Origin of the sequence: Thermoleptolyngbya sp. C42_A2020_037 (assembly GCF_015272455.1) — a bacterium.
Taxonomy (GTDB): Bacteria; Cyanobacteriota; Cyanobacteriia; order Elainellales; family Elainellaceae; genus Thermoleptolyngbya.
On sequence record NZ_JACYLP010000052.1, the window covers coordinates 1 to 20,143 of the forward strand.

The 20,143-nt window shown below is 56.0% G+C and carries 21 protein-coding genes; 9 read left to right on the plus strand and 12 right to left on the minus strand.

What is annotated here, in order from left to right:
* Positions 1-742: hypothetical protein (locus tag IGS16_RS18920; RefSeq protein ID WP_297088115.1), on the plus strand; the 742-nt coding region annotated here is incomplete at its 5' end.
* Between the two features lie 154 nt (positions 743-896).
* On the opposite strand, the gene IGS16_RS18925 is transcribed toward IGS16_RS18920, so the two are convergent.
* The 3 genes from IGS16_RS18925 to IGS16_RS18935 all read right to left on the minus strand — a co-directional run bounded on the left by IGS16_RS18925 (position 897) and on the right by IGS16_RS18935 (position 2,204).
* A complete protein-coding gene (locus IGS16_RS18925; RefSeq protein WP_297088118.1) occupies positions 897-1,127 on the minus strand; it encodes a hypothetical protein in 231 nt (76 codons plus the stop codon).
* A gap of 52 nt (positions 1,128-1,179) precedes the next feature.
* Positions 1,180-1,392 carry a hypothetical protein gene (locus IGS16_RS18930; RefSeq protein WP_297088120.1) on the minus strand — a complete coding sequence of 71 codons (213 nt, stop codon included), beginning with the start codon at positions 1,390-1,392 and terminating at the stop codon, positions 1,180-1,182.
* A gap of 71 nt (positions 1,393-1,463) precedes the next feature.
* The gene (locus IGS16_RS18935) at positions 1,464-2,204 is read right to left on the minus strand and encodes a Coq4 family protein (RefSeq protein ID WP_297088122.1); all 741 of its coding nucleotides are present in this window, start codon (positions 2,202-2,204) and stop codon (positions 1,464-1,466) included.
* A 235-nt stretch (positions 2,205-2,439) separates the two neighbouring features.
* Between IGS16_RS18935 and IGS16_RS18940 the strand changes: the two genes are divergently transcribed.
* Positions 2,440-3,117: a TetR/AcrR family transcriptional regulator gene (locus IGS16_RS18940; RefSeq protein WP_297088124.1), complete on the plus strand. Its 678-nt coding sequence runs from the start codon at positions 2,440-2,442 to the stop codon at positions 3,115-3,117.
* Between the two features lie 53 nt (positions 3,118-3,170).
* On the opposite strand, the gene IGS16_RS18945 is transcribed toward IGS16_RS18940, so the two are convergent.
* On the minus strand, positions 3,171-4,859 hold the full coding sequence (locus IGS16_RS18945; protein ID WP_297088126.1) for a DUF87 domain-containing protein: 1,689 nt from the start codon (positions 4,857-4,859) through the stop codon (positions 3,171-3,173).
* A gap of 600 nt (positions 4,860-5,459) precedes the next feature.
* Between IGS16_RS18945 and IGS16_RS18950 the strand changes: the two genes are divergently transcribed.
* Both IGS16_RS18950 and IGS16_RS18955 read left to right on the plus strand, forming a co-directional pair.
* Entirely contained in the window at positions 5,460-7,643 is a 2,184-nt protein-coding gene (locus tag IGS16_RS18950) for a GAF domain-containing protein (protein ID WP_297088129.1), read from the plus strand.
* 139 nt (positions 7,644-7,782) lie between these two features.
* Positions 7,783-8,352: an SRPBCC family protein gene (locus IGS16_RS18955; RefSeq protein WP_297088131.1), complete on the plus strand. Its 570-nt coding sequence runs from the start codon at positions 7,783-7,785 to the stop codon at positions 8,350-8,352.
* Positions 8,353-8,426: 74 nt separating this feature from the next.
* Here the strand turns inward: IGS16_RS18955 and IGS16_RS18960 are convergent, their stop codons facing one another.
* The 3 genes from IGS16_RS18960 to IGS16_RS18970 form a co-directional block, all read right to left on the minus strand.
* Positions 8,427-9,041, minus strand: a complete 615-nt coding sequence (locus IGS16_RS18960) for a hypothetical protein (RefSeq protein WP_297088133.1) — start codon at positions 9,039-9,041, stop codon at positions 8,427-8,429.
* A gap of 159 nt (positions 9,042-9,200) precedes the next feature.
* A complete protein-coding gene (locus IGS16_RS18965; protein WP_297088135.1) occupies positions 9,201-9,434 on the minus strand; it encodes a DUF6737 family protein in 234 nt (77 codons plus the stop codon).
* Between the two features lie 60 nt (positions 9,435-9,494).
* Positions 9,495-9,920, minus strand: a complete 426-nt coding sequence (locus IGS16_RS18970; RefSeq protein ID WP_297088138.1) for a hypothetical protein — start codon at positions 9,918-9,920, stop codon at positions 9,495-9,497.
* 298 nt (positions 9,921-10,218) lie between these two features.
* Between IGS16_RS18970 and IGS16_RS18975 the strand changes: the two genes are divergently transcribed.
* Both IGS16_RS18975 and IGS16_RS18980 read left to right on the plus strand, forming a co-directional pair.
* Positions 10,219-10,713, plus strand: a complete 495-nt coding sequence (locus IGS16_RS18975; RefSeq protein ID WP_297080032.1) for a sterol desaturase family protein — start codon at positions 10,219-10,221, stop codon at positions 10,711-10,713.
* 455 nt (positions 10,714-11,168) lie between these two features.
* Positions 11,169-12,746: a B12-binding domain-containing radical SAM protein gene (locus IGS16_RS18980; RefSeq protein WP_297088140.1), complete on the plus strand. Its 1,578-nt coding sequence runs from the start codon at positions 11,169-11,171 to the stop codon at positions 12,744-12,746.
* A 129-nt stretch (positions 12,747-12,875) separates the two neighbouring features.
* On the opposite strand, the gene IGS16_RS18985 is transcribed toward IGS16_RS18980, so the two are convergent.
* Positions 12,876-13,619 carry a DUF561 domain-containing protein gene (locus IGS16_RS18985; RefSeq protein ID WP_297088142.1) on the minus strand — a complete coding sequence of 248 codons (744 nt, stop codon included), beginning with the start codon at positions 13,617-13,619 and terminating at the stop codon, positions 12,876-12,878.
* A gap of 97 nt (positions 13,620-13,716) precedes the next feature.
* Positions 13,717-14,364: a phycobiliprotein lyase gene (locus tag IGS16_RS18990; RefSeq protein ID WP_297088144.1), complete on the minus strand. Its 648-nt coding sequence runs from the start codon at positions 14,362-14,364 to the stop codon at positions 13,717-13,719.
* A 641-nt stretch (positions 14,365-15,005) separates the two neighbouring features.
* Here IGS16_RS18990 and IGS16_RS18995 point away from each other — a divergent pair.
* Entirely contained in the window at positions 15,006-15,374 is a 369-nt protein-coding gene (locus IGS16_RS18995; RefSeq protein ID WP_297088146.1) for a hypothetical protein, read from the plus strand.
* A 99-nt stretch (positions 15,375-15,473) separates the two neighbouring features.
* Here IGS16_RS18995 and IGS16_RS19000 read toward each other — a convergent pair whose 3' ends face one another.
* Entirely contained in the window at positions 15,474-16,163 is a 690-nt protein-coding gene (locus IGS16_RS19000; protein WP_297088148.1) for a VOC family protein, read from the minus strand.
* A gap of 142 nt (positions 16,164-16,305) precedes the next feature.
* On the opposite strand from IGS16_RS19000, the gene IGS16_RS19005 reads away from it, so the two are divergent.
* Positions 16,306-17,553, plus strand: coding sequence for an MFS transporter (locus tag IGS16_RS19005; protein WP_297088150.1), 1,248 nt, complete (start codon positions 16,306-16,308; stop codon positions 17,551-17,553).
* A 192-nt stretch (positions 17,554-17,745) separates the two neighbouring features.
* Positions 17,746-17,958, plus strand: coding sequence for a DUF4278 domain-containing protein (locus tag IGS16_RS19010; RefSeq protein ID WP_297088152.1), 213 nt, complete (start codon positions 17,746-17,748; stop codon positions 17,956-17,958).
* 191 nt (positions 17,959-18,149) lie between these two features.
* On the opposite strand, the gene cobT is transcribed toward IGS16_RS19010, so the two are convergent.
* Together cobT and IGS16_RS19020 are read right to left on the minus strand one after the other, a co-directional pair.
* Complete coding sequence (cobT, locus tag IGS16_RS19015; RefSeq protein WP_297088154.1) at positions 18,150-19,262, minus strand: nicotinate mononucleotide-dependent phosphoribosyltransferase CobT; 1,113 nt, start codon at positions 19,260-19,262, stop codon at positions 18,150-18,152.
* Between the two features lie 41 nt (positions 19,263-19,303).
* Entirely contained in the window at positions 19,304-20,098 is a 795-nt protein-coding gene (locus IGS16_RS19020) for a PD-(D/E)XK nuclease family protein (RefSeq protein WP_277775521.1), read from the minus strand.
* Between the last annotated feature and the right edge of the window lie 45 nt (positions 20,099-20,143).

A 20,143-nucleotide genomic window follows, 5' to 3' on the forward strand; every position in this document is an offset into this window, starting at 1 on the left:
GGAGCTTCATAGGGTCAAATGTAAAGTTTTATGTCTCAATTCAACACTTCTGGGTGAGAGGGATTATGTGTCTAATTTGACAAAGGGAATTAGAGATTTTTGGCGCTATCGTGGACTACCTTGTTTTGCTTATTCACAAACCTTATCGACACATCATGAAGGGAAATTTGGTTGTGATGCAATGATTGTAGTAAAGCATAAAAATGCTGCCAGAATATGTCTTTTTGAGGCGAAGTGGATACGTTTTGATAAATCTTGGGATTCTTTTCAAAAAAAATCAGGTATCTCTCACTTCAGTGATCAACTACAGCGGCAATCAAAATGGATAAAGCAGGCTGCTATTTGGGAGTTCTTTATACTTGGGAAAAAACCTGGAAAAGAGCCACCCCACTTTGACTCTTGGGCATCTACTTGCATTTGGCATAAAGACACGTATCAATTTGATAAGGCATATCGAGACTCCAAATTATTGTGGAAAGATTCTGAACTTAAAGAGCTGGTGCGTTCCAGTCCTGGGAAACAAAAAAACTTGATGTCAATGTTACAAACTGCTTGTCAACACAAAAAAGGGAATTATCTGCCGATCTCGAATGGAAGAGTTACGCTCACAAGTTTAGATGGAACAGATCGAAGGGTTTCTATTCCTGCCACTCTTCAAGCACTCGATAATTTAGACGGATTTTGTGACGAGAATGGCATTGCAAACTTTTTATTCATAGAGATTGATGATAGCGAGAGCTAACAACCCGGTCGGAGCGGACTGAGGAAAGATTTTGGTGATGATGCAGAGGTTACTTGCAGCCGCTCAACCGGAACGTTAGCCCTCAGCGTTCTGGCTCTGTCAGCTTGTCGGTGGGTAGGCGATGGCTGCTCCGCAGGGCTTACGCCAACGCTCCCTACTTGCAGAGGCTTGGTTCTTCGAGATCTGGGTCAAGCCAAAAAGTCCCAACAGTGTTTGGGTAAGATGCAAACTTTAAGTCGCGGTAGATTTGGGTCAGTAGTTCGAGGTTCCGAAAGGTGTCGGGGGGCGATCGCCCAGAGGTGCGGGTGCTGAGAGATGAGGGGCGATCGCCGAAAGGTACGGGTGCAAAGAGATGAAGGGCGATCGCCGAAAGGTACGGGTGCAAAGAGATGAAGGGCGATCGCCCTTCCTAGAGTCCGCGTGTGTGAGCAGTAAGGCTATACCCAGAACTCAGGCTGCGTCAGGTCGATGGCGATCGCCAGCAGGTTTGCAAAATCAATCCGCAGCCAGAGCCGCCACAGGCGCAGTCGTTCGCGCGATCGCCGCTCGTTGCCAATCCACAGCAGCCGGATCAGTTGCAACAATAGCCCACCCCAGGGATAGCTACTCCGAAGCATCCATAGCCAAAGACAGCACGAGGACGATTTCATATTCGATTTCATATTTATAGTGGTCTCCCCAGGCTTGAAACCCTGCCCAAAACCTGGCTCATTGTCTATCTTCATCGCCCCAACACGCCCTCCAGCGGCAGCCCCAACTCTGCCCGCCACTGGCGCACGGGCTTTTCCCATGCCTCCTCCCAGCGCTGTGCAAACAGAGGTTTAGCCTGTTCTCCCAGTTCCCAGCCGAGAGCGATCGCCCGCAGTAGGTCAGGCATGGCTTCGGGGGTCAGCAGCGTCGTGCCGATGAGCGCATTGGCGACCAGCATTCCCGCCAGCGGCAGCCGAAACTGTGCCAAATAGAAAGCTTGCAGCCCAATTTCGCTAATTTCATCTGTGCCAAAGCCCGTGACAACGTGCCAGAGGTCGTGGGTCTGCTGCCAGCGATATTCCACATAGGCGGTGTCGGTGGTCAGATCCAGCGGCATCTCAATACGCTCGAAACCGCTGTCTTGCAGCATCGTTGCATAAACTTGCCCCAGAGAGCCGATTGGATAAGTAATCAAACGATCGAGGTCGTGGGCGGGCGGCTGGTAGCGCTCGTGGATAAGCGCGGCAACGTCTGGATCGCGCTGCATCTCAGCCGCGGCCAGTCGATAGGCATCGCTATCGACCAGCGACAGGCTCAGTTCGTCCACGGCTGTCAGGTCAGTATCGGCATCGGCCGCCAGCAGCGAAAAGAAAGCCTTGAGCATCGTCAAAAACTGGACATTGCGATCGCGCTCGCTGGACGGAAAAGGGTTGGTTGCCAGAGGTTGGCGGATCTCGGTGATCGATGGATACGCAGAGGTCAGCGGTTTCATAGAAAAACTCCTGGAAAAGGTCAATAAGGTCAATGTGGAGAGGTCAGGATCGCAAGGTCGAGATTGCAAAGTCAGGATTGACGCTGCTTCAAAAAAAAGTGAGCAGTAAAAAGTGAGCAGTGTTCATGTTTATAAAATACGAATGATGTTCATGTTTTGTCAAGCCGTTGTCCCCTAAGATTTTGAAGGAGCGTTTCTCAAGCGCTGCTCCACTGTCGTCTCTCTCGGTCTTGCGATGACTGCCCTCCCGTCCGATGTGCCCCTGCCAGATATCCCGTCTGGCATCATGCGCCGCCAGCCCAAGCAGGCCCGCAGCCAGGAGCGGGTCAGCCAAATTTTGAACGCGGCTGAGGCGCTGTTTATCGAGCAGGGCTATGAACAAACCACCACCAGGGCGATCGCCACTCGTGCCCAGGTTCCGGTCGGGTCGCTCTATCAGTTCTTTCCCGACAAAGCGGCGATTTTGAAGGCACTGGCCGATCGCTACATGCAGCAAGAATACGAACTCTTTGCCAGCCTCCATGCTGCCGTGTCAGAACCCATGCCCCTGGCGGATTATGTCGATCGCGTGGTGGAAGCGTTCGACCATTTCATGACCCACCAGCCAGGCTATCGAGCTGTGTTTGAGCAGGTGCTGGGGCTGATGACGGCGGGGGCGATCGCCGAAATGGACACCTACGAGGCCCGCATTGTAGATGACCTAGCAGACTTTTTGGGGCGGCTACGGCCAGGGCTGGATGCAGCACAGCGGCGGGCGATCGCCCTGGTGGTGGTAGAGTCCGTCGGCAATTTGCTGTGGCTCTCGCTCAAGGCCGACGCACCCCTTCGCACTCGCCTGATTGCTGAAACCAAGCGCCTGATGACCCACTATCTCGCCAGCTATTTGGGCGAAACGATTGGCGAAGCAGGATAAGCGGGCGTTAGCGCAGCATTCCAAAGAAATCGCCCACTTCCCCCGAATCAACGCTAATCAATACTCACGCCGCGCACGGTTTTGGGGCGAGTGCGGGCGGCTAGCGGCGCTTGCTCGATTTCGCGGGCGCGGATCTGGTGCGCCTGGAAGTGCTGCTGCCAGAGGGCGGGCGCGTCCAGAGTTTCGCCGCCGTGGGTGGTATGGCGCGATCGCACGCGACACAGCACGGGCGTATTCACGCAGGCTCCCGACACAATCACCTGGCCCTTCGTCAGGGCGGGCAATTCCTTCAGCAGGTCGCGCCCCGCCGCCTCCACGCCATATTTCAGGCTGTCCTGATCTACTGGGTTGACAATCCGCATAATGAACTGGCTCATGCACTGCGACAGCACATCGGAATCCAGCTTGCCCGGCCGCTGCGTAATCAGCCCCACCCCCAATCCAAACTTGCGCCCCTCGCTGAGGATCGTCCGCAAAATGGTTTTGCAGCGGGAGGGGTCGTGGGCCGGGGCAAAGCGGTGTGCCTCCTCCAGCAGGATGAAGACCGGATAGGGCAAATAGTTCTCGTCGTCGGGCGTGAGGTTGCCTTTTTGAGTGTTCATGCGGGCGTGGTTGGCCTGCCGCAGCACGGCGGCGCAGATTACCTGCTGTTCTTCCTGGCTGATTTCGTTCATTTGCAGCACGGTCACCTGGCCGGGCTGAAACAGGTCGCGGGGCGACAGATGCTCGTAGGTATGGAAATAGGGCGATCGCGCCAGTTTTTCCAGCTTCCATTGCAGCGCCCCGGCAGAACTGCCGATTTTTGTATTGCCCTCTTCATCGGTGGCGGTGTCAGCCTGCTCCACGGCGGCGTAGAGGTCGTTGATCGTCCAGCGATAGTCGCCCTTGCGGTGGCTATGCAGCAGCGAAAACGCCTTGCTGAGAATGGCCTGCTGGCGATCGCTCATCTCCGGCAGCAGCGCCAGCACGTCGTAATAATCCAGCGACGACACCCGAATCCGCACATCATCCGGGGTCAACACCCGCACCTTGGGTGCATAGCCGTCTTCGGCTGAAAACTTGCTGTGCCCCTGCATTTCCGCCAGGGTGCTATATTCTCCGTGGGGGTCAAAAATCAGCACCGCGGCCCGGTTTTGCGGCGACAGAAGTTCCTCCACCAGCACCCCCGCCAGATAAGACTTGCCCGACCCTGTGCCCGCCAGAATTGCCATGTGGGTGCTAACCAGTTCTTTCACATCCACCACCACGGGCACTGCCCCAGACTCGCGCAGCAGCAGCGATCCCAAATGCGCCGCGCCCACGTCGCCAAGCTGCTTTTTGTTCAGCACTTGCCGCAAACATTCGTCGCTGGCAAGATAGACCTTTGCGCCGGGGTCGGGGGCTTGGCGCGGGTTAATAAAGCCCAGCGCCTTGTGAAAATAGCCAATTACCTCGACGGTGACTTCGTAAATTTCGGGATTGGCGTAGGAAAACCCGACTAGCGCGGCGATCGCCTCTGGGCTGATTTCGGTGTCGGCAAAGATGCGGTCGGGCAGATGGTCGATCAGGCAGCGGTCGGAGATTTTGCCCAAAATTTGCAGCCTTGCACCCTCATCGGCGATCGCCTCGTAAAACACAAACTCGCCCACTTTCACCTGGCGATTGTCGGCCGTGATAAACACGTATTGCGTCGATGCCTCGCCTGGTCCCTTGACCGTACCAATTGCTTGAAGCGCAGAAAAGCAATGTTGTGCAAATGTCATAAGGGGGAAAAGGAAGAGGGAAGAACGAAGAGGGAAGAAAGAAGAACGAAGAGGGGATAGGTCAAAACGGGGTGTTGATCAAGCGTCCTAGAGACATTTTACGGAGATACATGCGTTCTAGCACACTGCTTTCGCAACCCTGACCCTTAGATTTAGACGACCTGCGAGCGATTGCCCCGAATCGTAGGGAAATCACGGATTCTGCTGTTCCATCCACCGTGTAATCTGGAGCAAGCTACCGCAGTTTTTAGAAGCCAGCTGGTGATTATTCTCAATCAATTTACATTTCTCTGATTTTCCAAATCTTTCTTGAATGGGTAAGTGGCTCGATCCTATGATGGGCTACTTCGGCATTTGCCCTTTTATGTCTTCCAACCTACAAATTGCTACAGATGTGGCAGTTCTGGTGGGTTTACCAGGCTTGAAGCATCAAGCAGCATCAGGCGATTAATGTCGAGTAATGTCGAACGAATAAGGGCTGCAAACCACTCAAAAGGCCGGTGAAAATCGGAGTTGCCTCGTTCTAATCAATTAAACTCCCTCGTTCTATCCGGGCTGCATTTCTGCACGGTAATTTTTCAAAAGGTGGCTGAATTGACGATGGCGAAGCGTTTCCCGCTATCCCAACATGACGATGCTCCAACCACAGCATCCTTCGAGTCAGCTTCTCCTAGCGATTCGCGAAGCGATCCCTGTGGGAATCGCCTAGACGCAGCACCAGACTGGCTCCAAATGGTGGTGGACAGTGCCTCCTCCGAAGTAGCGCTCGGTCAATTGCTAACGGTTCTTGCCCAGCGGCTTGGTGCAAGTGCCTGTGCAGTAGGCATCCTGAGCCGCAGCCAGGGCTTGACCCAAGCCTTCTACTGGCAGCCAAGACAGGCCCCCACCTTGTCTCGTTCGCTGCGGCCGCTGCTGGATCTGCTAGAATTGCCCGCCGTGCGATCGCCCCTCGCCAGAACGGAACTCCTGTCGATTTCAGATTTCTCTACCCTCAAGCAATCTTCTGCCCTGCCCCTGCCCTCGGATGCCGAGGACGAGTCCGGCGACCTCCTGTATCAATGGCTGCCCCAAGTTCCAACTCATAGGCAGGCAAGTGCCGGGGATTTTTCGGCCCCTATTGCGGTTGATCCAGATTGTCTGGTGATCTGGTCAAATCCCGGATCAATCCTCGTTAGCAAAACCCGATTTCAGGGCCGGACGAATGGTGTACTCGTTGTCCTGCGATCGCAGCCTTACGTGTGGACGGAGTTAGACATGCAGCTACTCAGAACGGTTTCTAGCCAGGTTTCGGTCGCCATCTCTCAGATGCAACTCCAGCAGCAGGTGCAGCAGCAGCTTCAGGCTCAAACGCTGGTCGAGCGGCTCACTAGCGCGGTTCGCAATGCCTGGGCCACCGAACGAATTTTTCAATTGGCGCTGGAGGGGGCGATCGCCACGTTGCAGGTCGAACGAGGTCTGGTAGCGCTGTATAAGTATAAAGACCCGCTCCACAGGGGCCGCGCCAACTCTCATCGGTCGGGCGTGCGAATCACGGTGGAAAGCCTGTTTCCGGTGCCCTCATCCACTGCGCCAGCGTCCTCGACTTCCGTGGCATCTTCCAGAGCATGGTCTGAGGAAGAAGCCTCCTCCAAACCCTCGTTTCAGCTATCGGACTGCGGGCTGTGTCAACAGGTATTTGCCCACCCCGATCTGGCGATCGCCCTGCCCAGCTATTCCGAATCGCAGTGCGGCGTGGCCAATTTGGTAGAGCCGATTCAGGCAGCCGATGTGTTTGACCTCGCGACTCTGCCCAGCGTTTTGCTCGTTCCGCTCGAAAATCAGGGCACGGTCTTGGGCATTTTGGTGGTGCAGCAGCGCCAGCCCCGCTACTGGCTCCCGGAGGAGGTCGCTTTTCTGCGGATGGTGGCGGCCCAGCTCAGCACGGCAATTATTCAAACGCGCACCCTGCGCCAGGTCAACTCGCTAGTGGACGAGCGCACGGCCCAGCTTCAGCGCAGTCTGGACGTGCAGGCCAAGCTCTACGAAAAGACGCGCCAGCAGGTCGAGCAATTGCGGCGGCTGAATCAGGTGATGGAGGAATTTCTCAGCACCGTTAGCCACGAACTGCTGACTCCACTGACTAGCATGAAAGTGGCGATTCGGATGCTGCGGGAGGCAAATTTGGCTCCGGAGCAGCGCGATCGCTACCTGGAGATCTTAGAAGCCCAGTGCGCTCAGGAAACACGCCTGATTAACGACCTGCTGACTCTGCAAAAGTTGGAGTCGCAGTCCACTATGGCGCAGTTTCAGCAGCTTGATTTGCAATATGTCCTGCGCGATTTGCAGGAAGCCTGGGCAGATAGCCTGGCCGAACAGCAAATGACGCTGGAGGCAGAGGTGCCGGGGCGATCGCTGATGATTCGCACTGACCCCGACAGTCTGCACCGCATCCTGACGGAACTGCTGACCAATGCCAAAAAATACGGCGAGGCCGGCAGCAAGATCCTCCTCAAGGCAAGTTTAGAAATTGTGGAATCTGTGCCGCAGGTGGTGGTCAGCCTGACCAACACGGGCGCAGGTATCGCGCCAGAGGAAATTCCGGTGATTTTTGAAAAATTTCGCCGGGGCCAGGGCGCAACGCAAAAGGCAATTCCTGGCATTGGGCTGGGGCTGGCGCTGGTCAAGGGGTTGGCGGCTCACCTCAGCGGGGCGATCGCCGTGACCAGCCAGCCGCTCTCTGGAGCCGATCTCTGGAAAACCTGCTTTACGCTTACCCTGCCCCAGTCTCCTGACCTAAGCCGTTGAAGCTCCATCCAGTTGGACACTCGACCCTTGCCCTCAAAGACAGATCAAATCCCTGACGAATCCTTGATAAGATGCCCTCAGGATTTTGTCTGGGTCACTCGGAGCCTGCATCGTCCACTCGCCGCGAAATACACCCGTCATGTCTAACGCCGATCTCGACCTGGAAACCCTCGATCTGGAGGACGAACGCCTCGATCTGGAGCCGTCCCTATGCAGCGCGGTGGCAGTTGAGGTGGTGCCCGTGGGCGATCGCACTCGGCAGATTTCGGCAACCATCCAGATTCCCCAACCGAGCGATCGCGTTTGGCAGGTGTTGACAGACTATGACCACTTGGCAGATTTTATTCCCAGCTTGCAGCAGAGCCACCGCATCCCGCATCCCAATGGCGGAATTCGACTAGAGCAAGTGGGCGCACAATCGCTCTGGAAGCTGAAATTTAAGTTTTGCGCCCGCGTAGTGCTAGATATGGTGGAGAACTTTCCCCGCGAACTGCGCTTTCAGATGGTGGAGGGAGACTTCAAAGAATTTTTCGGCGCTTGGACGCTCCGGCCCATCACTGACAGCAGCACCGATTTGACGTACACACTGACGGTGCAACCCTCGCGTATGATGCCCGTTGGCTTGATCGAGAAGCGCTTGCGCCGCGACCTAGAAGTGAACCTGGCCGCCATTTATCAGCGCGTCGAGGCGATCGCCCGCCAGTCCTAACGTCTTGTCTAGCTTCACGTCTTGTCTAGCTTCTGGGCGGATGAGTCCGCTCCAAGACAATTCGCAAGGCGACCCTAGAACCGATGCCCGATGCCCAGTTGCATCTGCATATTTTCCGTTGCAGCGGCCGGGCCAGGGCGATAGCGCACGTCGCCATAGATCACCACGCGCCGACCCACCGAGGCTTCAACGCCAGTGGTAATCACCACCCCGTCGCGATCGCCCAGCGGCGTTTGGGCCCCCGGCCGCACGATGGCAAAGCCCGCCCCCGCGTAGACGTTTGCCGCGTTGCCGAGGGGCAGGTCATAGGTGAGGCTGGGCATCACAGCTTCAATATCCTGGTTCAAAATCAGCGTGCCCCGCAGGGAAATGGGCGAATTGGGCAAATCGAGCCGCCCGTGAAACTGAGTATCGGGGGCGGTGGTCTGTCCTGGTGCAGGTCGGCCGGCGTTCATGGCTTGCTCCATCAGCCAGGCCGCCGAACCGCCCGACAGCACCACCGACTGGAGGCTGGATTCAAATTCGTCCGGGTTGACCACCGACCCCACATAGCTCCCCACAAAGCCCCTGGGATTTGCCCAAGCCGGAACCTGTATAACCAAGAGCGGTGCGATCGCCCCGCAGAGACTCGCCACCCAAAGCCGCGTCGCCCAAGATCGAGTCGCCCCAGACCGAGTTGAAAGGTTCATGCGTTTAACCTAAAGAGCCTTTGAGAGAACGATGCGCGATAACTGCTGTCTTACGTTTCTGTCTTGCGTTTCTGTCTTGCCTTTACGGCCGCAGAAACCGGTTCTCCGGGAATCTCTGGAAAATTTTTGACTAAAAACTTTTTGACCTGAGGGCGATCGCTAAACACCAGATTCCGTCTCTCCTTGACCCTGCACTGCGTCCGCCCACAGCCGGGGATACACCAGCACAAAAAAGCCCATCCACGCCAGCACGGGCACGGCCACCAGTCCCGTTAGCCAGACGCGATGCAGCAATAGCCAGCTTCCGCCGATCAGCCCCGTGCCCGTCAGCACAATCGACCACGGCTGACACCACCAGGGCTTGACCTGCCACACGCTTTGGGGAGCCGTCATGAAACCTGTCGGAGAGTTGGGGGAATTGTTCATCGCTGCGTCTGTGCTACTTTTGCTCCACTAGTTTTGCTCCATTTGGCGTTCGATCCGCTGCTTTGCCGCCTGCTCAAACCAGGCAACGACCTGGGGCACGGTCAGGGTTTCGATGGGCTGGTCGGCTTCGGCAGCGATCTGGTGCAGCGGCTTTAGCGAAGAAATGACCAGCCGCCCAAAAAACACCTTAAAGGCATCGTCGAAGCCTTTTTCGGGCGAGAGGCTGGGGTCTTGCTCAACCCAGTGGGCGATTTGCGGGGGGCTGAGGTCGGCGATCGCCCTGTTGCTCTGCTGCGCGATCTGCTGGAGGCAGCGGAGCGAATAAATCGCCACGCGGGCCGAAAAGCGATCGCTCGCGGTCATCATGGCGCGGTCTACTTCGGCGCATTCCTCTGGCGTGAGGAACTGATCAACGGGTTGAGCCGGATCGGGAGTTGGCGTTTGATCGGACACAATCAACGGGCAAAAATCGTCTCTCCCATTATGTCTGCTGAATCCAGTTTGGTGGGCAGGGTTTCGGTGGGCGATCGCCCTCGATCGTTGCTTTGCCAAGGCTAGTTGCTTTGCCAGGGCTAATTGCCCTCTTTTGGCAAGATTCACCCAAACTCACCGCCTGTCCTCCCCCGCAACGTATCCGAAAACCGTCCACTCCCCGCCTGCAAACCGTCACAGGGACAACCCCCTAAAATCTGGCACGCATGGCACACTAAAAAGCGTGGTGTGGAGTCTTTACTGTTCTTAATGAGTTGCTATGAGCGCGATCGCCCTTGCTATTGCTTTTCTAACCGCCTTTATCTTTGCCAGCTTCGTTGAATACTGGGTTCACCGCCTGATGCACTTCAAGCCCAACAGCGTCGGCAAGCGCCACGTTGATCATCACCGCCGCAATGAAGGGCAGGGCGTGGTTTGGGAGTTTTTGGATTATGTCAAAGGCAGTGCGATCGCCATGATCGTACCTTTCTTCTTTTCAGCCGCTTGGGCCCCCGGCTGGGTCGCGGGCGCACTCGCCTTCGCCGCATTTTCTGCCTACGCCCACCAGCTTCAGCACGAAAACCCCACCAAGGTGTTCTGGATGAAGATGCCGGTTCACTATGTTCATCATAAGTATGGTCAATGGAACCACAACTTCGGGCTAGCCGTCGATTGGTGGGATCACATCTTCCGCACCTACAAGCCAACCGAGTGGCTGACCGAAGAAGAACTGAGCCGTCCTGAAAGAAACTACCTTCAACTCCGCTGGTGGTAATAGGTTTGGACTCCTTACAGGGTTTGGCTAATCCCCCTCCATTCCGGTTCAGGCTCAGCACGGTTTTAGAAATCTGGGCTTTGAACCTGTTTTTTCTGTTTGCCAGAGGTTTCTCATCGGACAGGTAGCCAGGAAAGATGGACAGCAGGCGGATCAACTGTCCACTATCCGTCACTCCAGCCCAAACTCTGTGGTAATGTGTGCTGCAAGCTCTTAACGAGTGCTTCAAGTTACTTAGGCTAAAGACACTCTGAAGATTTTCTAAGCAGTCACCGCCTCCTGGCAGAATCGCGAGACATTCTTTCTAGACATTCTTTTTCCTAGACGTTCTTTCGTAGACGTTTTTCCTGGACATTCTCTAGAGAGTTGCTGAGGAATGGTCTGTGGTTTTCGTTTGAACAACCACTGGTAAGTCTTTTTCTTTAAAAAATTGGCGGTGTGAGGTCACTACCCCTATGCGTGTTCTGCTCCTATATCCTACGTTTCCAAAAAGCTTTTGGTCTTTCGAGAAAGCGCTGGCCCTCGTCGATCGCAAGGCACTCCTGCCGCCGCTGGGGCTGATTACCGTCGCCGCCATTTTGCCGCAGGACTGGGAATTTAAGCTGGTCGATCGCAACGTCCGCCTCGTCACCGAGGCAGAGTGGGATTGGGCAGAGATGGTGATTATCTCCGGCATGATTGTCCAGGCAGACGACATGATGGATCAAATCCGCGAAGCCAAGCGGCGCGGCAAATCGGTCGCAGTGGGTGGCCCCTACGCCACGTCGCTGCCCCACGAGCCGCAGGGCGCAGGCGCGGACTTTTTGATCTTGGACGAGGGCGAAATTACGCTGCCGATGTTTGTGGAGGCAGTGCAGCGGGGCGACACCCAGGGCGTGTTTCGTGCCAATGGCGAGAAGCCAGATGTCACGACTACGCCGATTCCCCGGTTTGAACTGCTGGATCTGGATGCCTATGACAATATGTCGGTGCAGTTTTCACGCGGCTGCCCGTTTCAGTGCGAGTTTTGCGACATCATCGTGCTGTATGGCCGCAAGCCGCGCACCAAGGAACCCCAGCAACTCTTGGCAGAACTGGAGCGGCTGTATGAACTGGGCTGGCGGCGCACGGTGTTCCTGGTGGATGACAACTTCATTGGCAATAAGCGCAACGTGAAGCTGCTGCTGAAGGAGTTGAAAGTATGGATGGAGGAGCATCAGTATCCGTTCCACTTCAACACAGAAGCGTCGGTGGATCTGGCCAAAGACCCCGAACTCATGGAAATGATGGTGGACTGCAACTTTAACGCCGTCTTCTTGGGAGTGGAAACGCCGGATGAAGACAGCCTCGCCCTGACGCAAAAGTTCCAAAACACCCGCGATTCGCTGTCGGATTCTGTGGATGCGATTATCGCAGCAGGGCTGCGGGTGATGGCAGGTTTTATTATCGGGTTTGATGGCGAAAAGCCAGGAGCGGGCGATCGCATCGTTCGGTTCGTGGAAAAAACCGCTGTGCCCACGGCCCTGTTCAGCATGTTGCAGGCGCTTCCTGACACTGCCCTGTGGCATCGGCTAGAAAAAGAAGGGCGGCTGCGAGGCAAGGTGGCGAATATCAACCAGACCACGCTGATGAACTTTGTGCCGACGCGCCCTTTGGAGGAAATCACGCGGGAATACGTGAATGCGTTTTGGGAACTCTACGACCCGATGACGTATCTAAACCGCACCTATCGTCACTTTCTGAAGCTGGGCACGCCGAAGCACAAGTCCAAGCTGCGATCGGTGTCGTGGACGGTGATTCGCGCCATGCTAATCGTGTTCTGGCGGCAGGGCGTGGTTCGCAAGACGCGCTTCCGCTTCTGGGCAAACCTGATTGGCATCTTCCGCCACAATCCCCGCGTGTGGGATCACTATTTGTCAATCTGTGCGCTCAATGAGCATTTCCTGGAATATCGCCAGATTGTCAAGGACGAGATCGAGTCGCAGCTTGCGGAGTTTTTGGCCGAAGAAGCCCGGATTCAGGCGGAGCAGGCAAGACAAACCGCAGCTGCGTAGAGTTCGGCAATGAAGCATCTTGGCGGCTACAGGCTATGGCGTGATGAGGAATGGAAAAGCGGATGCAACTCTCCTACCCCATCACGCTGTTATGACCTGATCGCCTTTCTAGCGACCTGATTCCGCAGGCTATTGACGGACGTTGACCGGGGTGGCGATCGCCTCCACGATACTCCGCACCGCAGCGACCATTGCCACTTCGCTATTGAGCTGGTTGATGGCAGACCCCACGCCTACGCCTGATGCTCCAGCGGCGATCGCCAGTGGAGCCGTCACGCTCGACAGCCCCGACGCACACAGCACGGGCACACTCACTGCTTTGGAGATTTCATAGGCGGCGGCAAGGGTAGGAGCCGCTTTTTCCATCAGACCCAGCGTGCCGGGGTGGGTAGGCTGGCTGCTGGTGCCGCCTTCGGTCTGGATCAGGTCGGCTCCAGCGTTGACCAGTTCTTCCGCCAGTTGTACCTGTTGATCCAGCGTCAGAATATGGGGCACAGTGACGGAGAGTGTGACCTGGGGCAGCAGGGCGCGGGTGCGGCGGGTCAGTTCCAGCACTTCCGCTGCTTCAAACCGACGACCCTGGGCATAAAACGCATCGAAGTTGCCGATTTCGATCAGGTCGGCTCCGGCATCAACGCAAGGCACAAAGGCTTCGGGATCAACGGCGGACACGCACACGGGCAGCGAGATTAGCCCTTTGACTCGGCGTACCAAATCGGCGCTGGCAGCGATATCCACAAACGTCGCGCCGCCCTGTTCCGCTGCACGCACAATGGCACAGACGCGATCACTCTCAAAGTTGGTCAGTCCGCTAATCACCTTCAGCGCGGTCCGCTGCTGGAGCGCCGTTTGAAGCGTGGCATTCATGGTCATAAAGTCTCTCTACTTCGGCAAACAGTACGGTTTATTGTGCCACAGGTGGGGGATCGGCGGAGCGCTGGTCTATTGGCTTTGGGCAATGCCGCTCGGTCTAGCTTTTGCGCTCTACGCCAAAGCCAATCAGGTCAATCACGGTCGGCGTTTCGCCTGCGGGCGGACGCTGATAGGTGACGATGGTTCGCATCCGCACGTCTGGCGCAATAAACCGCATTTGATCCACCGCCACAGAGCGGTTATAAAACGTCGTCATTTCTAGGGTCTGGCGAATGGGCTGATAGGTAAATCGGCCGGCGATCGCCCCCGTCTCAGAGTAACCCTCATCCCGCAGATAAAAGCCCTGAATCACCTCGCTCTCCGGAGCCATAGACACCTGTGCCGCCGCGGGCAGCGCCAATCCCTGGTAGCGCTCGTCGGCATGAAGCACTAGCGCGTCGGGCACAAACAGCGCCTTCAGGCTCATCGACACCTTTTCGCCCCGTTCTGATTCCGTATCAAAGGAAATGGCAAAGCCAGGACAGTTGTGACCCAGAGCCGCCTGATCGAGATCCAGCCGAATTCCAGCCAATTCACCCGACGGCGAAGCCGTTTTGAGAATTTGCTGCTTTTGCGCTGCATCGAGAGAGTCTGCCCGAAACTCTGTATAGGAGCGTTCAATATCGCCCTTCAGCAGGAAATGATAAATCCGTTCCGTCTTCCAAAATCCAGCGCAGTCTGTGAAGAAGTCTTGAAAATTCAACATACGCGGTCAGCCACACTATTCAACGCTTATTTCGAGGCTTATTTAACGCTCAGTTTAAGCTCAGTTTAATCTGAAATGCTCGCCCTGAATGGGGCTGCCATCCTGGATAGGGGCATATTACTGAACATCTGGACATTGAATCTAGGCACTGGATCTGGGCATTGGATCATTGGATAACAAAGGGTGCTCGGGCGATCGGGCGATCGCCTCTGATCGCAAAGGAAGTCGTTCGATTCTCAATGCAACATCTTCAACAATCAGCGCACAATGGAGGAATTCCAGCAATATTCGCCGTATGTTCGCCGCGTACTCGCTACATATTTTCTAAACCATACTTCTGATGATTTCTCAACAATTCTTAAGGCAATCTAAAGCGAGAAACCCGTTGGCGATCCTATGATTTTCCGCCTCCTAGTGTGAACATTTCTGCACAAGTTGCTGTTAAGCCTGGAACTCATGCGGGCAAGGGCAATTGTTATCAAGACTACGCCTACAGAAATCGCTGAAACCCTTGAGTCTCCGCACGAAGCCCCTTGATTGATGAATTTTCCAAACGTTAAATGATTCAGGAATAAATGGAACCTATGGACAAGCCTTTCATAAGATAGACTCATACTCAGTAAAAGGGAACAGGCGTCATTATGGACTCTTTCCAGGAACAAATTGTTGAGCTAAACGCTAAAGTTGACGCGCTGCACCAGGTTATCGAGCAGTTGAGCAACAGAATTACAGAAGTCTTTTCGGAGATGCTGCTAGTCGATCGCAGTCAGCGCTCTTCCTCAGGAAAGACTTCAGCACGCCAGTCCTACAGTCAGCGCTATGGCTTAGAAACAGAAATGGATCATAAAGACGTGCTGTCGGATGACGATTTTCTGGAGTCGGATAGCCACAGCGGAGAGCGATCGCTCTCTCCAGAGGTGCAAATTCAGCGGCTTACGGCGCAGCTGACAGCCGCGTATAATCGCATCGCTGCCCTCGAAGAGCAACTGCTGTCTCAGCGCATCCATTAGGCTTGGGGATAAGCTAGGCTTGGGGATGAGCGTTTGTTGAGCATAGGTTCAGAGCATAGGTTCAGAACATAGCTTCCAGATTTCATAACTTCCAGATTTTTAGCCGCGAATCGAAAGAGGCAAATCAGGACTGAATGTGTGAGCAATTGGGTCAGTGCTGCTTTGCCAAACTAGCTCCAAATGAAAGGGGTTTTTGGGCGATTCAGCGGGCGCAATCTGGACCTGTGCCAAGTGGTTGAGCAGAGAAGGCATTTTGTGGAGCGCGGTTGCGGTAGGAAGCTGAAGCGAAACTTGCTCCAGGATACGGCGATCGCCCAGATGCTCTAGCGGCAGGTCAGGACGTGCGGGTGATTGGGCGGGTATCACTGCCACAGGCGACAGAAAGAACAGCGGCAACTCCACTGCACCGGGGGGCGTGAAGATTGGCAGCGTTGCACCGGAGGGCAAAAAGGGGGCTGCATAGCTCCAGGTTTCCGAAGACAGCGTTTCCAGTGTGCCTGCCTTCAGCCGCAAGCTAATGCCGAAGGGACAGGCTCCGGTTTGCTGCCAGTGCAGCCGTTCCCACAGCCCCAGTGGGGCCACAAGGGGCGATCGCACCTCCGCCTCATCATGAAGCCCCAGCAATTCTAGATAGGCATTGTCAAAGAAAAAGCAGACGTTTTCTGTACCCTGGCCCGCATGGATGCGCGATCGCCCCGGCTGTAACCCAAACTCCACCAAGCGCTGGGCATCTGCCGTAAGGGACGGCGTGCAGACAAAGATATGGTCTAGCTCCAGTTCTGCGTTCATCTCCAGGCTGGCTGCCCGATCAATGCCCCATTTTAGCGGCTATAAGGGATACAGGAGCGGCGGCTAGCTCAATTGCCATTTGTGCCAGCGCCGTCGGCATGTTGCGGCCCTCACGTTTCCTTGTTTCGATTAAACAAAGTTATTGCTGAACCATCTGACCGAATCTTCTCCTAAAACCTGGCTCTGGTCGTTTTGTATCTGCGCCGGAATGCTGGTGTATTTTACTCAAGTGACGGTGCTATTTCCGGTACTGCCGCTGTATGTGACCCAGCGCTGGCAGGATGTGGGCGTGGGGTTCGTGGTCGGGGCAATGGCGGCGGGACTGCTGCTGTTTCGTCCGCTGATTGGCTGGCTGATTGATCATTGGGGACGGAAGCCCGTCCTCTGGCTAGGACTGGGGCTGATGGTCGTGGTTTTGCCGCTGTATGGGTGGTCGCCTGATCCGACCTGGCTAATGGGGGTGCGCGTGCTGCACGGCATCAGTCAGGCAGCCTTCGCCACGGCCTCGCAAACGCTGCTGGTGGATGTGGTGCCGACCCATCGCCGCACGGCGCTGCTGGGCTATCTGGCTATGTCGAATACGATCGGATTTTCGCTAGGGCCAATGCTGGGGGCGATCGCCTTTGCACATGCAGGCTTTGTGCCTGTGATTGGAGCAATGGCGGGGCTGACGCTGCTGGGATTTGTGCTAACCCTGCCGTTGCCCTGGAAGACGGCTGCAAGTTCAGAAGCATCATCCGCTGCCGTCTCAAATAAATCAAGCAAGTCAAGCAAGTCAAGTAAGCCAAGTAAGCCAAGTAAGCCAAGTAAGTCAGGCGAGCTTGCTCCAGAAAAGGCAGCTTTTCCGTGGAACGTGATTTTGCAGTTTCCGGTGCGCGATGCCACGCTGCTGTTCTTCATCGGGTCATTTTTGCACGGCGCAGTGGTCACGTTTTTGCCGCTGCTGGTGTCCAACGCGGCCGTATTTTATAGCCTAAACGCGCTGGTAGCAGTGTTGGTGCGGTTTGCGCTGGGGCGCTGGGGCAACCGCGTGTCGCCGCGCTGGGTGGTGAGTGTGGGAATTCTGTGTTCTGGGATAGGGCTGGTGGGCGTGGCGATCGCCCCCACCTTGCTGATCCTCTGGTCAGTCGTATACGGCTTGGGATTCGGCTTGCTGTTCCCGGTGCTGTCTTCCATCGTGTCCTTTGCAGCACCGCTCACGGTGCGAGGACGAGTCTACAGCGTGTTTCTGGCAGGATTTGATAGCGGCATGACCTTGGGTGGAGCGGGGGTTCAGCCGCTGTCTCAGATCTTTCCGCTGAGCGTTCTGTTTCTGATGCTAGGGGGACTGGGTTGCAGCATCAGCGGACTTGCATTTCGCCAGTTCTCTAGACCGATTGAACGAATCTAGAACGCATCATCCCAACATTCCAATTATCATTCAAGGTGTGATTCACCCTTTCTGCCAGCTAAATACAGAATTGAAAAGTTAAGCAGAGTTAAGGTTGGCGAAATTCCATAACTTTTCTATATCGCGCCTCTGGGGGCGATCGCCCTATAACAGAGACATCAAAGCCCCCATTTCACACCAAGGATACCCATGATGCAACTGACCTATCGCGGCATTCGCTACACACTCTGCACAAAACTCCCCAGCACCAAAACAATTAAAGGCAGCTATCGCGGCATTCCTATGACGCTATATTACTCGTCTGTCATGCCGATTCAGCCGTTTATCAACCTGAGATATCGCGGCGTAAGCTATCGTCCAGTGCTGGTGATGCCGCTCAGGCGGGCCAAGAGTATTGCCCTATAGTCCCCAAAAGCGAATCCAAACGACCTAAATTAACCCTCTGCAAGAGAAGCGATGGGAACCGTTAGCCGACCATTTGTTGACGCAGGCTTCGCAGCGCAGCACCCGTCCCCTGCGTCGCGGCAGCCTCCAGAACCTGAGTCAACGCTGTCTCAAGTATGTCAGTGTCTTGACGAACGGGTTGATTCCTTATTCTAGGTTGCTTTTCCGGCACGGTGCAGCAGGGATTCCACGGCGCTGAGCAAGTCGGCATTGTGCCAGCCCAGCAGGTGAGCGGCGATCGCACATCCCCCGGCTCCCACCCCTTCTTTGACATAGCCCTGCTCGTAGGCCCGTAGGCTGGCATAGCGCGAGGCGGCGAAGCTCAGCGGCGTGGCCAGCAGGGGCGCATTTAGGTCAGCGGCAAGTCCTGCTGTGTCGCCCGTGGGGTCTTCGGCGACCCAGCGCGTCGTGCCCACTGCCACCTGTTCTGCGTTCCAGTCCAGCCCATGATAACGCTGGAGCGATTGCATCAGCGCGTAGACTGCTAGCATTTGCGTGCCGCCTGCCAGCAAGACTCCGTTGACTCGACTGGCGGCGATCGCCATCCCTGCGACGGCAATCTGCATCGGGTCGCCCATGGCCGCCGCCACGGCTAGCGGGTCGGGATTATCTGGTGCGAGCGTTCCCTGTTCCAATGCCCGATTTAACCCGGCGGATACGATATCCCACTTTTGGGCATGGTTGCAGGTAGGATGGCTGCTGTTGACCTTACCTGCGGCGGCCCAGCCCAGTCCTGTGAGTACGGAAAGAGCTGTAGTTGTGCCGCCGACGACGCATTCGCCAATCAGTAAGTAAGCATCGGGTTGTGCTTGAGCGAGGCGATCGCCCCAGTCCAGTCCCGCTTGCAGCAGTCGCAGCACCGTTGGTAAATCCAGCGCTGCACCAGTCGATACGCAGCGGGCCGGCGTGCCGCCCAGGTCGATGCAGGGAACGGTCGGCGCGTGGCGCAGTCCGGCGTTGAGCAAATGCAGCGGTACGTGAAAGCCTTCTACGACCGCCCGCGAAATCAGCGTCGGCGATGCGCCCGCCGTCAGGGGTGGCAGCGGAAACTGGGGATTGGGCTGAGGCCCGTGGTAGAGAAATTCGGCATCGGCGATCGCCGTCCATTCTCGATCGGCGGGTGTAGCGCCCGCAGCGGAAATGCCCGGAATCAGACCCGTCTCGGTAAACCCTAGCACGCAGGCAAACTGCGATCGCGCTCCCTGAAACTGCCGAAGCCAGCGATCGCCCTGTGATGTATTTCCGTAGCAGCGCGGCCAGGTCAACCCAGCACCCCTCGCTCTCACTGTCAGATTGCGCTCAGGCTTCACAGGCTTAGCACAAGCTGCAACCCCGGCTCCGGCTGGGCCTCTTCAGGCAGCGGTTCGGGATTGGCGCGGGCGGCGGGGCAATAGCGGGCATAGGCGCAGCGATCGCACTGTTCACCCGGAAACGGAGTCCAGGAACGGTCTTGCCGCAATTGCAGCGCTAGTTCGCCGATAATCGACTCCACCTGCTGGCGATGGTCGGGCGTGACTGTGTAGCTAACCTTCTCGCCTGTCCGTAGATACAATAAGCTAAGTTGCTTCAGGTGCTTTTGATAGCGCTGCTCCAGTGCCAGGTAATATAACCCGATTTGCAAATCGATTTCATCGGGCAATAGCGCCTCACTATCCTTGCTGGATTTATAGTCGATTAGCTCCAGCCCGTCCTCCAGCCAGTCGATTCGGTCATAGCGACCCGATAGCGTAAACTCCAAATCCTGCACCCGCAGCGTCCCCTGGATGCGCCCTTCTACCGCTAGCGGCCGCCGAATTGCGCTTTGATTTGCAATAAAGCCGTTATAGTAGCGTTGCAGGATGCGCCGCCCTTCGCTCACCTGAGTTGGCGTGAGTCCGCTGCTGTGCTGATTCCAGCAATATTCCACCCAGTCCAAGCGGGGAATCGGGTCTTGATAATGCCAGTCGTCGTAAATCTGAGCCAGCGCCTGATGCAGCGACGTTCCCAGCGCTGCGGAGCTAAAAAACGCCGCCCCCGGCAGCTTGCGCTCATAGCGAAAGTAGTAGGCGAGCGGACAGCGGTAATAGCTTTGCAGCTTGGCAGCGGAGAGCGAGTAGGTCATGCGGACTGTAGAAATGCGACAGAAACTCAACAGACCCAGAGGGTT